The following is a 15,751-nucleotide window of genomic DNA, read 5'->3' on the forward strand; positions in this document are numbered from 1 at the left end:
CTGCGCCTCGCGCGCGCCGATGAGCGGCCCCCTCCTCAGGAGAACCGCTTGTCCTCTCACCCCGACGACTCCGTCGTCACACCGTCCCCGACCGCGCTGACGCCCCGGTCCGCGCCGCTGCCACCGTCCGCGCTGACGCTACGGTCCACGCCGCCGTCACAGATCCCGCACCCGACCCACCACCTGTCCCCGTTCCCCGACGACTTCGTCGTCCCCGCCTTCAGCACCGCTGAGCCCGGCGACGGCCAGCGCTGGTCGACCTGGCCGGCGGCCACGCCGACCGAGCGCGGCCCGCGTCCGTGGCCGGACTGGCTCGTCACCTCCGCCGCCGCCGTCGACACCGAGCTCGGCGTCGTCAAGTCGGGCAAGGAGGCGGACCTGTTCCTGATCGACCGCACCGTGCCCGACGACGTCGAGCTCGGCCCCCTCGACGGCAGCCGCAGCGTGCTGCTCGCTGCCAAGCGCTACCGCGGCCCGGAGCAGAGCGACTTCCACCGCTCCTCCCAGTACCGGGAAGGCCGTCGCACCCGCAACACGCGCGACGGTCGCGCCATGGCGCGCGGCTCCTCCCACGGTCGCCGGGTGCAGGCGGGCCTCTGGGCCGCCGCGGAGTTCGACGCACTCGGACGGATGCACGCCCTCGGCCTGCCGGTGCCGTACCCGGTGCAGATCTCCGGCACGGAGGTGCTGATGGAGTTCGTCGGCGACGTCACGGCCGCCGCGCCCCGCCTGGCGCAGACGCGGGCCGACGGCGCCGACCTGTGGCCGTTGTTCGAGCAGGTCGCCGAGATCGTCCTGGAGCTGGCCCGTGCCGGCTTCGCCCACGGCGACCTCAGCGCCTACAACCTGTTGGTGCACGAGGGGCGCGTCGTCGTCATCGACGTGCCGCAGCTCGTCGACGTCGCGAGCAATCCGCAGGGCGCCGAGCTGCTCGAGCGCGACTGCCGCAACGTCTGTGAGTAATTCGCCCGTCGCGGCTTCGCGCGCTCGCACGACCACCTCTTCGCCGAGGCGCTGGGGGAGGTCTTCGGCTAGGCGGCGGCCGCCGCCGCCGCCGTGAACCGTCGAGAAGTGCTGCCGCAGACCCGCCAGACGACACTTCGTGACGGTTCACCGGAACCGGGACGGGAACCGGAGGAGGCGCGGGTCGAGCCGGCAGGAGGCGCGGGTCAGCTGGACGGGGTCGGCGACAGGACCTCGGTCGCCTCGGCCCCTGCGGCGCCCCGGCGGTGCGCCGTGCGCGCCTTGAACTTGGCGCGGACGTCGCTGGGCACGAGCTCGAGCAGCTGGTCCTCGCGCAGGGGCAGGTCGAGCAGGCTGAGCTTGAGGCGCCCCTTGGTGGCGTGCCGCCCGGCATCGAGGCGGATCACCTGTCCGGCCTCGGGCCGCAGCGACATCGACACGACGCAGCCGTCGCTCACGTCGGCGACGACGCGGCCGTCGACCTCGAGGGCAGCCGAGTGCGTGCCGCTGCCGATCCGGAACCGCAGCTGCTCGAGCGGGCCGAGCACCACCGAGCGGTCGATGCCCGACATCGGCGCGACGGGCGTGATCAGCGTCGCCGCGACGGCGGGCGACAGGATCGGCCCGCCCGCGGCGTAGTTGTAGGCGGTCGAGCCGGCACTCGTCGCGACGACGACGGCGTCCGCCTTGTAGTAGCCGTAGGGGGTGCCGTCGAGCACGAGGTCGGCCGTGACCACGCCCTCGCCGGGGCGACGGGCCATCGACACGTCGTTGAACGCGAGGAACCGGTTCTCGGTGCCCGACGCGGTGTGCACGACCTCGACGGCGTGGTGCGGCTCGAGCGAGAAGTCCTCGGCGGCGAGCCGCTCGAGGGCGGCGGGCAGCTCGTGCGGCTCGACCTCGACGAGGAACCCCACGTTGCCGTAGTTCACGCCGAGCACGGGCACGGGCCGGTCGGCGACCAGCCGCATGGCGCCGAGCATCGTGCCGTCGCCGCCGAGGGCCACGACGACGTCGACCGTGTCGCGGAACTCCTGCTCGTCGATCAGCTCGACGCCGCCCTGCATGCGCGACTCGTCGGCGGCCTGCGCGACGAGGCGGACGTGGCCGCCGGCGAGCTCGCCGCGCTGCTTCCACCCGCAGAGGATGTCGACGGAGTCGCGGACCGACTTGGTGGGGTGCGGCACGAGGCCGACGACGAGGTTGCCCATGAGGCGAGGCTAGACCGCGCCCCTGTCGCCCGGCTGACGCCGTCGACCCGGCCCGCGCCTCCCGCGCCCGAGCCCGTCGACCCGGCCCGCGCCTCCTCGGCTGTCCCCCTGGTCCACAGGGTGTCACGCCCCCAGCGAACAGGGATGACCTGCGGGGGAGGCGCTGGTTACGCTCTCCGTAGACCGGCACCGAATGCAGGTGTCGACCGCGTACTGGTGGCGACGACCACCCCGCCACCGAGGGAGTCAAGAGATGTTCGAGAGATTCACCGACCGTGCCCGTCGCGTCGTCGTCCTCGCCCAAGAAGAGGCGAAGATGCTGAACCACAACTACATCGGCACCGAGCACATCCTGCTCGGGCTGATCCACGAGGGCGAGGGCGTCGCCGCCAAGGCCCTCGAGTCCCTGGGCATCTCGCTCGACGCCGTGCGCGAGCAGGTCCAGGACATCATCGGCCAGGGCCAGCAGCAGCCCACGGGCCACATCCCCTTCACGCCCCGTGCGAAGAAGGTCCTCGAGCTGAGCCTCCGCGAGGCGCTGCAGCTCGGCCACAACTACATCGGCACCGAGCACATCCTGCTCGGCCTGATCCGCGAGGGCGAGGGCGTCGCCGCCCAGGTCCTCGTGAAGCTCGGCGCCGACCTCAACCGCGTCCGCCAGCAGGTCATCCAGCTCCTCTCGGGTTACCAGGGCAAGGAGGCGGTGGCCGTCGGAGGCGAGCAGCAACAGAGCGCGCAGGGCGGCAGCCAGGTCCTCGACCAGTTCGGCCGCAACCTGACGCAGGCCGCGCGCGACAACAAGCTCGACCCGGTGATCGGCCGCGAGAAGGAGATGGAGCGGGTCATGCAGATCCTCTCCCGCCGCTCGAAGAACAACCCCGTGCTGATCGGCGAGCCCGGCGTCGGCAAGACCGCCGTCGTCGAGGGCCTCGCGCAGGCGATCGTCAAGGGCGAGGTGCCCGAGACCCTGAAGGACAAGCAGCTCTACTCGCTCGACCTCGGCTCGCTCATCGCCGGCAGCCGCTACCGCGGTGACTTCGAGGAGCGCCTGAAGAAGGTCACCAAGGAGATCCGCACCCGCGGCGACATCATCGTCTTCATCGACGAGATCCACACCCTCGTGGGTGCGGGCGCCGCCGAGGGCGCCATCGACGCCGCGTCGATCCTCAAGCCCCTGCTGGCCCGAGGCGAGCTGCAGACGATCGGCGCCACGACGCTCGACGAGTACCGCAAGCACTTCGAGAAGGACGCCGCCCTCGAGCGACGCTTCCAGTCGGTGCAGGTCAACGAGCCGTCGCTGCCCCACACCATCAACATCCTCAAGGGCCTCCGCGACAAGTACGAGGCGTTCCACAAGGTCTCGATCACCGACGGCGCCATCGTGTCGGCGGCGAACCTGGCCGACCGCTACGTCAGCGACCGGTTCCTGCCCGACAAGGCGATCGACCTGATCGACGAGGCCGGCGCCCGCCTGCGCCTCTCGATCCTGTCCGCACCGCCCGAGCTGCGCGAGTTCGACGAGCGCATCGCCGGCGTCCGCGCCCAGAAGGAGGGCGCGATCGAGGACCAGGACTTCGAGAAGGCCGCCTCGCTGCGCGACGAGGAGAAGAAGCTGCTCGGTGAGCGCCTGCGTCTCGAGAAGCAGTGGCGCTCGGGCGAGGCCGGAGCCGGCGGCACCGTCGACGAGGGCATCATCGCCGAGGTGCTGGCCCAGGCGACGGGCATCCCCGTCTTCAAGCTCACCGAGGAGGAGACCTCGCGTCTCGTCTTCATGGAGCAGGCCCTGCACCAGCGCGTCATCGGCCAGGAGGAGGCCATCGCGGCCCTGTCCAAGACCATCCGCCGCACGCGTGCCGGCCTCAAGGACCCGAACCGCCCCTCCGGGTCGTTCATCTTCGCCGGCCCCACGGGCGTCGGCAAGACCGAGCTGGCCAAGGCGCTCGCCGAGTTCCTCTTCGACGACGAGGGCGCGCTGATCAGCCTCGACATGTCGGAGTTCGGCGAGAAGCACACCGTCTCGCGGCTCTTCGGTGCCCCTCCCGGGTTCGTCGGCTTCGAGGAGGGCGGCCAGCTCACCGAGAAGGTGCGTCGCAAGCCGTTCTCCGTGGTCCTCTTCGACGAGATCGAGAAGGCCCACCCGGACATCTTCAACTCGCTGCTGCAGGTGCTCGAAGAGGGTCGTCTCACCGACGGCCAGGGCCGCGTGGTCGACTTCAAGAACACGGTCATCATCATGACGACCAACCTGGGCTCGAAGGGCATCGCCGGCGGTCCTGTCGGCTTCCAGATCGAGGGCGACACCGCGACCGGCTACGACCGCATGCGCGCCAAGGTCAACGAAGAGCTGAAGAAGCACTTCAAGCCCGAGTTCCTCAACCGCGTGGACGACACCATCGTGTTCCCGCAGCTGTCGAACCCCGAGCTGCTGCAGATCGTCGACCTGTTCATCAAGCGCCTGAGCGACCGTCTGATGGACCGCGACATGACGGCCATGCTGACGGTGCCCGCCAAGGAGCAGCTCATCAAGATCGGGTTCGACCCGGCCCTGGGTGCTCGTCCGCTGCGTCGTGCGATCCAGCACGAGGTGGAGGACCGCCTGTCCGAGCGCATCCTCACGGGCGACCTGACGGCCGGCGACCACGTGCTGGTCGACTGGGTCGACGGGGAGTTCGTCTTCACGACGACCCGCCAGCCGGGCCGCGACGAGGTGCTCGTGGGCGACGTGCCCGAGATCGAGAGCTAGGCGCGAGTCGGCTCGTCGGGAGCATCTGCTCCCCGTGATCCGCCGAGAGGGCGGTCCGGCTCCGGCCGGGCCGCCCTCTCGCGTGCGCCGGGCGACGTGCCTGTACGCGATGCTGGCGGGTCGTGGTGGCTCGCGGCGGGTCGTCGTCGTCCACGGCGGGCGGGCGCGGACCCCCCGACGGCGACGGCGACCCGCCGACATGACGTGCAGCGTGGGTAGGCTCGGGGGATGACCTCCGCGGACCAGCACGGCATCACCGTCCGCGACGCCGTCGTCAGCGACGTGCCGCACATCCAGCGCCTCTGCGAGCCCTTCGTGCAGAAGCGGATCCTGCTCGGCAAGGACCTCGTCACCCTCTACGGCGACGTGCAGGAGTTCCAGATCGCCGTCGGTCCCGACGGGGTGCCGGTCGGCTGCGGGGCGCTGCACGTCATGTGGGACGACCTCGCCGAGATCCGGACGCTCGCCCTCGACCCGGCCTGGATCCGCCGGGGAGTCGGCCACCGCCTCCTCGACTCGCTGGAGGGCGCCGCCCGGCGCCTCGAGATCGGACGGCTCTTCTGCCTCACCTTCGAGGTCGACTTCTTCGAGAAGCACGACTACCTCGAGGTGGGCGACGAGGGCCTGGTGCCGCCCGAGGCCTACGCCGAGCTGGTGCGCTCGACGGACGAGGGCGTCGCCGAGTTCCTCGACCTGGCACGGGTCAAGCCGAACACGCTCGGCAACTCGCGCATGCTGAAGGCCCTGCCGCGCCTCGAGGGGTGAACGGGCAGGAGGCGCCTGACCCGCAGGAGGCGCGGGCCGGCCAGAGCGCTCCACGGAAGTTCCCAGGCCCACACGCCGCCAGCGTCCGCCGCAGGGCGGTGGCCAGCACTTAACCTGTGCGCATGTCGACGTTCACGAATCCGACCGGCCCGCAGCCGCCCTCGGTGTACTGGCGTCGCCGAGCCCTCGTCCTGCTCGGCCTGGTCGTCGCGATCGTCGTCGTCGTGCTGATCGTCGTGCGGCCCGGCGCCTCGGGCGACGAGCCCGGTGCCGCCGCCACCAGCACCCCCGCCGCCGACCCGGCGCCTGCCGCGAGCACGGGCGCGACCGCCCCTGCCGCCGACGCGACCCCCGATCCGTCGTCGACGGAGGCCACGGCCGAGGACGGGGCCCGCTGCGCCGCGACCGCCATCGAGCTCGTCCCCGTCGTCGACAAGCAGGTGTTCGCCCCCACCGAGCTGCCGCAGATCTCGATGTCGGTGACCAACACCGGCTCGTCGGACTGCGTGATCAACCTCGGCTCGGGCCAGCAGAAGCTCGTCGTGACCAGCGGCGAGGAGCAGTGGTGGTCGTCCGCCGACTGCCAGGTCGACCCCACCGACCAGGACGTGACCCTCACCGCCGGTCAGACCCTCTCGACCCCGGCCATCGCCTGGGACAGGACACGGTCGACGACCGACACCTGCGACGCGGACTCCCGGCAGGCCGTGCCCGCAGGAGGCGCGACGTACCGCCTGACCGTCAGCGTCGGCGACATCACGTCGGCCGACACCGCCCCCATGATCCTGAACTGAGCGATGACCGAAGCTGCTTCCCCCCGTTCCGAGGCGCTCGAGCTGGCCCTGGCCAGCCAGGACGTCGCCGCCGTCGCGTTCGCCCTGCGGCACGACGTGGTCGTCGTGCCGAAGCTCGTGGTTCCCCCTGCTGACGCCGAGGCCGACGGTGCTGACGAGGCCGACTCCGCAGCGGACGCGGACTCGGCCGAGCCCGTCTCCGTCGCCGCCGAGCAGGTGCGCGTCTTCGGCCGCGAGAACACCGACAAGCGCATCCTGCTGCTCTTCTCCTCGGCAGAGGCGTACGCCGCGATGGTCCCGGACGACCCCGACCTCGAGGTGATGCTCTACGACTCCGACGCGCTGCGGGCGTTCATGGAGGTGCACCTCGACGTGCTCGAGCAGGTCTTCTTCGACATCGCCGGGCCGCACACCATGGCCGCCGCCCCCGAGGACCTGCTCAAGGCCCTGAAGTAGCGGGAGCCCGTGATCGACCTGGCGGGCGCCTAGAAGGCGCCGTCGAGCTCGCGCTCGCGAGGCGTGCTGGCCGCGCTGAAGGCGCGGCGCAGCGCCTCGCGCAGGTTGCCCGACTCGGCGTCGACGAGCTGGCTGAAGCCCAGCCGGCCTGCCTCGCTGGCTCGTTGCCTCGGCGACGACACGGGCCGGATCTCGCCCGCGAGGCTGATCTCGCCGACCGCCGCCATCGTGTGCGGGTAGCTGACGTCGCGGCTGGCGCTCGCGAGGGCCAGCGCGATCGCCAGGTCGGCCCCCGGCTCGGTGATCTTGATGCCACCGACGGTCGACACGTAGACGTCGGCGTCGCCGAGGCGGATGCCCGCCCGCCGTTCGAGCACGGCGAGCAACATCGCCACTCGCGAGGAGTCGACGCCGTTGACGACCCGTCGGGGCTGCGGAGTGCTGCTGGCGACGATCAGCGCCTGGACCTCGACGGGCAGCGCACGCCGCCCCTCCATCGCGATCGTGATGCAGGTGCCGCTGACCGGGGCGCCGCTGCGCGACATGAAGAGCCCGCTGGGGTCGGCGACCTCGGCGATGCCGTCGCCCGTCATCTCGAAGCAGCCGACCTCGTCGGTGGGCCCGAAGCGGTTCTTGTGCGCCCGGATGAACCGGAGCGAGGTCTGCCGGTCGCCCTCGAACTGGCACACGACGTCGACCAGGTGCTCGAGGAGGCGCGGGCCGGCGATCGTGCCGTCCTTCGTGACGTGCCCCACCAGCAGCACCGGCAGGTTCCGGTCTTTGCTGACGCGGATGAGCGTCGACGCGACCTCGCGGACCTGTGACGTGCCGCCGGCGATGCCGTCGATCGACGACGACGAGACCGTCTGCACCGAGTCGACGATGACGAGCTGCGGGTCGACCTGCTCGATCTGCCCGAGGATCACGGCGAGGTCGACTTCTGCGGCGAGGAACAAGTCGTCGTGCATCGCCCCGGTGCGCTGTGCCCGCATCCGCACCTGCTGCGCGCTCTCCTCTGCGGTCACGTAGAGCACGCGGGCGCCGGTCGCGGCGGCACGCGAGGCGACCTCGAGCAGCAGCGTCGACTTGCCGACCCCGGGCTCGCCGCTGAGCAGGATGGCCGCGCCCGGCACGATGCCGCCGCCGAGGACGCGGTCGAACTCGGCGATGCCGCTCGGCCACGAGGCGACGGCCCCGGCCTCGACCTGCGTGATGGGCCGGGCCACCCGGTCGCCGCCGACCGACACGGGGGCGGTGCCCCGGGTGCTCACGAGCGCCGACGTGACGTCGACCACGGTGCCCCAGCGCTGGCACTCGCCGCAGCGGCCGGCCCACTTGAGGCTGGTCCAGCCGCACTCGGTGCAGCGGAAGGGCGGGGTGGTGGGGCGAGGCATGTTGCGAGCCTAGGTGGGACGTCCGACAGCGGGGGCGCCTCCTCGGCCCCGTTGTGGGGGCGCGCACCGTGTCCGGAGAGCGAACTGGACCCGTTGTGGGGGGCTCGGGGGGTGAAGTCCCTGTGTTTGCATCGAAGTCGCGGTGAACGCACGGTCCCGACGACCGTGCGACGTGCGCGCGGTCCCGACGACCGCGCGACGTGCGCGGGGTCCCGACGACCCCGCGTCGACGAGCGCGCGGTCCCGACGACCCCGCGCTCACGAGCGTGCGGTCCCGACGACCGCGCAGCTCCCCGCACGACTGGAGTCCGCTGTGCCCACCCCTCGTTTCATCCGTGCGTCCGCCGTGCTCGTCGCGGCCGTCATCGTCACCGGCGGCCTCGTCGACGGGCAGTCGGTGTACGCGGCCGTCGACCCGACCGGCGCCCCCACGGCGACGTCCGCGCCGACCGCCGTCCCCACGGAGACGCCTGCGCCGACCGCCGCCCCCACGGCGACGTCCGCGCCGACCGCGTCCGACGCGCCGGTGGCGACGTCGGCGGCAGCGGTCCCGGACGTGCCCGCGGTCCCCGACGAGTCCGGTGCGCCGGCCGCCGGCGGCGGCACCCCCGCCGCGCCCGACCTCACCGAGGACATGATCGCCGTCCCCTCCACCCCCGTCACGGCGCCGCACCTGCACGCCGAGGCGGCGGAGGTCGAGGCGCGCGAGGCCGAGGTCGCGGAGCAGACGGCGGTCGAGGGAGGCGGCGCGCAGCAGCCGACGCAGTCGGCCCAGGCCGCTCCCGTCGCCGTCGTCCACCGTGTCTCGGTGAGCATCGCGACCGTCACGACGACCACCGCCGACGACGCCGCGACCCCGCCCGACGACGCGTCCGTCACGACCGCGATCCAGCAGCTGCACGACTTCTGGTGGGAGGAGTCGGGCGGCACCGTCGACGTGCGTCTCGGCGGGATCGAGCGCACGTCGCTGTCGAGGAGCACGTGCGACCCGTCGGCCGTGCTCGACTCGGTGCACACGACCGCGTTCGGCGGCGCCTTCGCCTCGTACCGCTGGGCCGGTACGGACAACCACCTCCTCGTCCTGACCCGCGAGACCTGCGGCTCGGCCGCGTTCGGCACCGTCGGCGGCGGCGGCGGCGAGATCTTCAGCTCGGTCGGCACCGACACCGCGCTCGGCGTCCCCGTGCTGATGCACGAGTTCGGCCACAACCTCGGCTTCGGCCACGCCGGCGCCGGGATGTGCCGCAGCTCCACCACGGTCGACGCGCCCCTCTCGGACTTCGCGCACGCGGCGGACACCGACACCTCGGTGGCGTGCCCGGTCGAGGAGTACGCGGACTTCCTCGACATCATGGGCTACTCCGTCTCGGGTGCGCGACCGCACCTCTCGACGCCGCAGCGCCTCCGCGCCGGCTTCCAGGTCGACGCCACGACGCTCCGCGAGCCGGGCACCCGGCAGCAGGTGACGGTCGGCGCGCTCGACGGCGCGGCGACCACGGCCGGTGGCCGGGCCGTGCAGGTCGTCGACCCGCTGAGCGGGGACACCTACTGGGTCGAGTACCGCACCGCGAGCGGCCGTGACGCGACGAGCGCCGAGTTCCGGGGTGCGTCGCCGCGGTGCTCCTCCCTCGACACGACGCTGGTGCGCTGCGCACTCAACGGCGACCGTGCCGTCGGCGAGGTGCGCGTGCTGCGCGCGATGCCGCTGTTCGGCTCGTCGGTCTCGACGGCCGTCGTGGCCGCCGGCCCCGTCAAGGCGGGCGACCTGACGCGCCGCGACACGCACCTCGACGCCGGCGAGAACTTCACCAGCACCGGCGGGGGCTTCACCGTGGCGGTCCGCTCGACCTCTCCGTCGGGCGGGGCCGTCATCGACGTGAGCCTCGCCGGCGGCAGGCCGACGGGGACCGCGCCCGTGGGCGACACCGCGGGCCGACCCGCGCCGAAGCAGGAGACGGCCGCGACGACGACGACCCTCCGCACCGACCGTGCGCGCCAGACCTGGGCGTCGTCGACGACGGCGACCCTCACCGCGACCGTCGCGGTCGCAGGAGGAGCGAAGCCGTCCGGTTCGGTGGCGGTGCTCGACGGGACGACGACGCTCGCCACGGTGCCGGTCGCCCAGGACGGCACGGCGGCCTTCCGCCTCCCTGCCTCGCTGGAGCCGGGCGCCCACTCGCTCCGGGCCACGTTCACGCCGGCCGGGGCCGACCAGGCAGCCTCGACCTCGTCGACCGTCGTCGTCACGGTCGACAAGGCCTCCACCAGCACGACGCTCCGCCTCGACTCGGCCACCCAGGTGCACGCCTCGTCCGGCCGGGTGACGGCCACCGCCTCCGTCGACCCGATCGCCGGCAGCCCCGCGACGGGCACGGTCGTGTTCCGCCTCGACGGCGTCGCCGCAGCCGAGGTGGCCCTGACCCGAGGATCGGCGTCGTGGGTCGCCCCGGCGAAGACGGCGGCCGGCTCGCACCGCCTCGTCGCCGACTTCACGCCGTCGGCCGCGGCGGCCCTGCCGTCCACGAGCGCCACGCAGTCGTTCTCGGTGACGAAGGCCCCCTCCGCGGCCGCCGTCTCGCTGCCGACGGCCCCCGTCTCGAAGGTGCTGACGTCTCGGGCGACCGTCACGGTCACGGTGCCGGGGGTGGCCGCCCCGACGGGCACGGTCGCCCTCAAGTCGGGCTCGACCACGATCGGCACGGCGACGCTGACCGCGGCCTCCGCGGGCAAGGTCACCCTCTCGGTGCCGGCGTTCCGAAAGCCGGGGAGCTACCCGATCGTCGTCGTGTACTCGGGCACCCCGAACGTCGGCGGGAGCACCTCGAAGGCCGCGACGCTGACGGTCCGGTAGGAGGCGCCTCCTCGGCTGCCGGGACCGGGCACGGCCTGACGGCGGGTCCGGTCCCGTCGCCTCGGGGCGCGGGGGTCGTCGCGATCCGGGTCAGCGGCGGGGCAGCGTCTCCGTGCCGCGGGCCGAGGCGCGGGCGGCCGCACGCTCGGCGGTGCGGGCCGTCGAGCCCGCGGTCGCGGCGTCGTGCACGCTGGCGTCGGCGTCCGTGACGGCGTGGTCGGCGGCGATCCGCGCGACGCGGGCGGCGATGGCCGGCTCGAAAGCGCTGGCCCAGACGCGGTACCCGCGGTCGTTCGGGTGGAACAGGTCGCCCGCCGAGTTGCGGAACGTCCGCACGAGCCCTTGCTTGCGAGTCGTGTCGTAGAGGGGTGCGACGGTCAAGCCGAGCTCGTCGGCGAGGCGTCGCACGATCGCGTTCGCCTCCGCGATGCGGTGCTCGCGCTCGGGGATCCACATCGTCGGCAGGTCGGCGACGATCGCATGGCTCGGCAGCGCCTCGTAGATGTGCCGCAGGTTGCGCTCGAACGTCTCGGCGTCGAAGTCGATGATGTCGTTCGCCCCGATGGCGACCGTGACGATGTCGGGCTGGTACTTCTCGAGCTTCGGCAGCTGGTCCTTGCGGCAGAGCCACGTGGTGGCCCCGCTGACGCTGAGGTTGACGACCCGGACGGAGGTGCGGGTCGCGTGCCGGACCCGCACCGACAGCCTGCCCACGTAGCTGCGTGCCGGGCTCGACGCCCCGATGCCCTGCGCGGTCGAGTCGCCGAGTGCGACGTAGAGCAGCTTGCCCTTGCGGTCGAAGCGGTCGCGCCACCAGGCGGAGTGCACCGGCAGCAGGTCGTTCAGGGTCGCGGCGGCGGAGCGCTGGCTGCGGAGGGCGCGACGCCAGACGGCGAAGAGGGCCCCGCCCGCGGCGAGGGTGACGCCGACTCCGGAGAAGAAGGCGAGGGGGTGACGGGTGGGCATGCGGGGAGCGTACGCCCGGCGGTCAGGTCGGAGCCGCGAGAGTCCCGAGATCGACCTGGCGCGGCTCGCGGCGGTCGATCTGCGGCCTCTCGAGGAGGCGCGGCGAACCGTCACGTAGCGCTCTCTGCTGGCCTCGGGGCAGCACCCTGTGCCGGTTCACGGTGGTCGAAGGCGGGTTTCGACACGGGGGCGCGGATGTACTAAGCTCTCTCCCGGTACCGTGTCCGAGCGGCCGAAGGATCATGTCTCGAAAACATGTGTGGGGGTTGACTCCACCGTGGGTTCAAATCCCACCGGTACCGCCACGGGGTTGTTTGCGCATCAATCGGAATCCGTTTGCGGAACGCAGCCCAAGAAGAAAGCCCCCGAGTAGTTCGGGGGCTTTCTTCCGTTTGAGGGCCGAGAATCGCTTCCCGGCGAGGGGTTCGGGATCTCTTGGCAGCTCCTTCGGGGCCACCGGCTGCACAGTCGGCTTAAACGACGAAGCGGCCCGCCCGTCTGGGCGCGCCGAATTGACTCGTGAGCGTTGGGGGAGAGCAGGAAGCTCGCGTGTCGTGTCTTGGAACGGGCGTGGGCCTACGTTCGCGGAGGCGGATCGACAGCGGGTCCACTCGTCGGGAACGGGGACAGTTCGGGCCGAACGTAGTCGGCGCGGTAGTTGCTCATGCCTTCGGCATCACGACGGCGGGTGCGCTGTGCAGGCACCGGCGTCAGGCCCTTCGCGACGCGGCGGTCGCGGTCCTTCGGCGCTCGGTGCTTGGCGGCGAGGAAGGTGACGATCTTGCGGATGTTCGCGGCCGTCGTGAGCATGGCGAGAAGGAACTGCTGAGCGGCGAGACCGCGCAGGCGCCGTGCGCTGGAGTCGGCGATGCGCTCGGGACCGGTCTTGATGAAGGCGTTGAAGCTCTCGATGCTGTTGCGGTCGCGGCGGTAGGTCTTGGACCACTCCTTGCTGCCATAAGGCAGCATCTGGTTCATCTTCTCGCCGTCCTCCGGGCGCACCGTGATCGAGGTCTGGCAGCAGACCTTGTCTGTCTGCTTGGGGACGTTGGCGCGCAGCACCTGCCGGCGTTCCTTGTCAGGCGATGCACGCTTGTCGAGCTTGCGGAGCGGGCACTCGACCGTCGCACTCGGGCCGAGGGCTGGGCAGCGCATCTTCACGTTGCCGTTGGCGTCGGGACCCTCCTTCTTGTGAAGTCGGTATGCGTCACGCTCGTCGATCTGCTGGGACCACTCGACGTTGTCGATCTCCTTGTTGTTGCGCCGCACCGTTGCATCGAGGAGCCGCTTCGGTGTACCGGGGCAGAACTGACCGCCTTCGACGAGCTTGGCTCCGCCGACCTGGCCCCGCACACCGGTCTGGTTCGCGCGGTTGTAGTCGAAGACGAGGCCGACGCCGAGCTCTCTCATCGGACGGTGGAAGTCCTCCATCGTGAGACCCGCGGAGTACCCAAGGTCGGACGACAGGCGCGCGATGTCGTAGCCGCGTTCCTGGATGTTCTTCACGAGCTCGACGGTGTGGAAGCCGATGCCCTTGTTGGGCGTCGTCAGGCTCGCCCCGCGGATCAGCTGCGGTGCTTCGGTGGGGTCACCTGTCGGGTCCTCGTTGACGTCGATGATGAGGTTAGCCGTGTAGGCGAGCAGCCACCGGCTCCGTGCCTGCTTGACGCTCGCCTTGCCGTTCTCCTTGGTGTGCTTGCTGAAGACGCGTTCCTTCTCTCCCTTGTCGATCGGGTAGAGGTCAGCTTCGAGTTCCATCGCGTACTTCGGCTGTTCCTTGTCCGTGCCCGCGATGAACATGGGCTGCTCGACGCCGTTCTCCCGCGGCCAACGGTTCTTCTGGCTCGGTGCACGCAGCACTGTCTGGTCGACGGAGAGCGCGAGACGCTGACGTCGCACGGCTCGAGGCAGGTTCTGGGCCGTGGCTTCCAGCAGCGTGTTCGTGAAGGTCATGCTGCGCTCGTGTGCCCGGCGTTCGATGTTCTTGTCCCGGAGCGCGTCAAGGCTGCTCCGCTCGTCGCGGGTGAGCAGGCGGCGGGGCGCCGGCCAGGCATCCCAGAGGTCGATGATGCGGTGCATCGCCCGCCATGCCAGGAAGTACCAGTCGTTGGGCTTGTCGTTGTCGTACAGGTGAGCGATGCCGAGCTCGCGACGGGCTTCATCGTCGAGACGGTGTTCGAAGACGCGGCCCATCTCGCGCACGAAGATCATGGACTGCTCCGATAGGAGCATCATCACCACGGTCAGGATGGCCAGGTCGTCGATCTTCGGTTTGACACCGCCCGGGGCTTTCTTCTCGCGGTCCTCCGCGCGCCAGGTCGCGAGGAGCTCGATGACGCCCGATGAACGGAGGAAGGTCATCCACTCACGGGCGTCGGCGCCGCGGAACCTGGTGGTCTTGGTCGACCCGCTGACGATCCGGTCGGCTGTGTAGATGCCGTTGAAGAACTCCTCGTCGTGGAACGAGGGCTTGCCGGTCACTGAGTCGCTCCCGTTGAGCGGAGAAGCGCGTGAAGCTCAACCTCGGGCATGACCTTGGCCAAGGGCGCGTAGCGAAGGAGGGACGAGACGTTCTTGAAGCCAGCCGCGTAGACGATGCTCGCCAGGGGCAAAACGTTGATCTGGTCCACGATCCAGGTGATGCGGAGGCGGCGAATAGCAGGACCGTCGTATCGGGCGCCGTAGTGCATGAGCGCGATCTCCCGGGAGGACTCCTTGCGGTGGGGGATGACCGCGTAGTCATCGTCGCCGAGTCCCTCGAAGGCGATGTCTGCGTACGAATCCCACCCGACACGGATGGGGATGCTTCGCGGCGCCTTTCCGGTCACACGGACGACCCAGCCAGCCGGAGTGCGCGTCAAGTCGCGGCCACGGACCGCGGCGATCTCGGTTGCGCCGAGGCCTGCACCACCGGCAAGCGCGAGAAGCCCGTAAGAATCCCGGCGGGCTCGGTCGGTGGACCTCGACGCGGCCCAGCTCTCGAAAGCGGGAAGCTCGGCGTGCGAGAAGGGTCGTATCTCCCGGCTCTGCTTGTTGAGGCGGTGAGGAGACGGTTCGTAACCGAGCGCTTCAGCGAGGTTCAGGAGTCTGGTCTCGGCAAGCTGCTGCGTCTTGGCACTGGGGTAGGTGCGGGCGAAGCGGTAGATCATGGACGGGTAGAAGAGGTCATCGCGGCGCAGCTCCGCACCGGCGTCGTGGAACGCCCACACGACGTACCGACTCGCGAAGGTCAGGAGGATCCTCGTGTAGAGCATGTCGTGGGGTTTGGCGTCGAGGATGCACGCGAGCGTGAAGTCCCGCACAGGCAACCACTTGGTCGGGGCGATACGGCGCGGGTGGTAGCGCAAGATCGCCTCCTGAAGCTCCAGCGTGGCGTGGTCATTAGATTGACCAAAGTGTGCTACGGCACGCTCGAGTTGGGAAGAGGGGGAGGTCGGAGGTTGTGTCTCGTCAGGGGTGGTCACGAGAGATGGACATGCGACAAGACAAGGCCATCACGCGGTCTGGTGCGCTTTCAGCGCACATCTAGACTGCGGAGGTGCCTGATCCACGTTTCGAGCCGCGCTCCTACCTACGTGAGCCAGGCCGCTTCGGTCGCGACCCCGAAG

Annotated in this window: 11 protein-coding genes and 1 tRNA gene; 7 read left to right on the forward strand and 5 right to left on the reverse strand. The window is 71.0% G+C overall.

Annotated features, from left to right (window positions below; all coding sequences use genetic code 11):
* Positions 1 to 48 precede the first annotated feature (48 nt).
* Positions 49 to 963 (forward strand): RIO1 family regulatory kinase/ATPase, encoded by a 915-nt coding sequence (locus EDF20_RS14230; protein ID WP_243833508.1) that lies wholly within the window; start codon positions 49 to 51, stop codon positions 961 to 963.
* Positions 964 to 1,169: 206 nt separating this feature from the next.
* Here the strand turns inward: EDF20_RS14230 and EDF20_RS14235 are convergent, their stop codons facing one another.
* Positions 1,170 to 2,174 carry an NAD(+)/NADH kinase gene (locus EDF20_RS14235; RefSeq protein ID WP_123547474.1) on the reverse strand — a complete coding sequence of 335 codons (1,005 nt, stop codon included), beginning with the start codon at positions 2,172 to 2,174 and terminating at the stop codon, positions 1,170 to 1,172.
* Between the two features lie 253 nt (positions 2,175 to 2,427).
* On the opposite strand from EDF20_RS14235, the gene EDF20_RS14240 reads away from it, so the two are divergent.
* The 4 genes from EDF20_RS14240 (at position 2,428) to EDF20_RS14255 (ending at position 6,932) form a co-directional block, all read left to right on the forward strand.
* A complete protein-coding gene (locus tag EDF20_RS14240; RefSeq protein WP_123547475.1) occupies positions 2,428 to 4,917 on the forward strand; it encodes an ATP-dependent Clp protease ATP-binding subunit in 2,490 nt (829 codons plus the stop codon).
* Positions 4,918 to 5,145: 228 nt separating this feature from the next.
* Positions 5,146 to 5,682 carry an amino-acid N-acetyltransferase gene (locus EDF20_RS14245; protein WP_133739122.1) on the forward strand — a complete coding sequence of 179 codons (537 nt, stop codon included), beginning with the start codon at positions 5,146 to 5,148 and terminating at the stop codon, positions 5,680 to 5,682.
* 122 nt (positions 5,683 to 5,804) lie between these two features.
* Positions 5,805 to 6,476: a hypothetical protein gene (locus tag EDF20_RS14250; RefSeq protein WP_123547477.1), complete on the forward strand. Its 672-nt coding sequence runs from the start codon at positions 5,805 to 5,807 to the stop codon at positions 6,474 to 6,476.
* 3 nt (positions 6,477 to 6,479) lie between these two features.
* On the forward strand, positions 6,480 to 6,932 hold the full coding sequence (locus tag EDF20_RS14255) for a dehydrogenase (RefSeq protein ID WP_133739123.1): 453 nt from the start codon (positions 6,480 to 6,482) through the stop codon (positions 6,930 to 6,932).
* A 29-nt stretch (positions 6,933 to 6,961) separates the two neighbouring features.
* On the opposite strand, the gene radA is transcribed toward EDF20_RS14255, so the two are convergent.
* A complete protein-coding gene (gene radA / locus EDF20_RS14260) occupies positions 6,962 to 8,326 on the reverse strand; it encodes a DNA repair protein RadA (protein WP_123547479.1) in 1,365 nt (454 codons plus the stop codon).
* Between the two features lie 313 nt (positions 8,327 to 8,639).
* On the opposite strand from radA, the gene EDF20_RS14265 reads away from it, so the two are divergent.
* Positions 8,640 to 11,177: an Ig-like domain repeat protein gene (locus EDF20_RS14265; protein ID WP_133739124.1), complete on the forward strand. Its 2,538-nt coding sequence runs from the start codon at positions 8,640 to 8,642 to the stop codon at positions 11,175 to 11,177.
* A 90-nt stretch (positions 11,178 to 11,267) separates the two neighbouring features.
* Here the strand turns inward: EDF20_RS14265 and EDF20_RS14270 are convergent, their stop codons facing one another.
* A complete protein-coding gene (locus tag EDF20_RS14270; protein WP_133739125.1) occupies positions 11,268 to 12,143 on the reverse strand; it encodes an SGNH/GDSL hydrolase family protein in 876 nt (291 codons plus the stop codon).
* Between the two features lie 214 nt (positions 12,144 to 12,357).
* On the opposite strand from EDF20_RS14270, the gene EDF20_RS14275 reads away from it, so the two are divergent.
* A tRNA-Ser gene (locus tag EDF20_RS14275) sits at positions 12,358 to 12,448 on the forward strand.
* A gap of 271 nt (positions 12,449 to 12,719) precedes the next feature.
* Here the strand turns inward: EDF20_RS14275 and EDF20_RS14280 are convergent.
* Positions 12,720 to 14,624, reverse strand: coding sequence for a hypothetical protein (locus EDF20_RS14280; protein WP_133739126.1), 1,905 nt, complete (start codon positions 14,622 to 14,624; stop codon positions 12,720 to 12,722).
* Entirely contained in the window at positions 14,621 to 15,607 is a 987-nt protein-coding gene (locus EDF20_RS14285) for a hypothetical protein (protein ID WP_133739127.1), read from the reverse strand. The genes EDF20_RS14280 and EDF20_RS14285 overlap by 4 nt, the downstream gene beginning before the upstream one ends.
* Positions 15,608 to 15,751 lie beyond the last annotated feature (144 nt).

This window comes from Frigoribacterium sp. PhB116 (genome assembly GCF_004364285.1).
Taxonomy (GTDB): Bacteria; Actinomycetota; Actinomycetes; order Actinomycetales; family Microbacteriaceae; genus Frigoribacterium.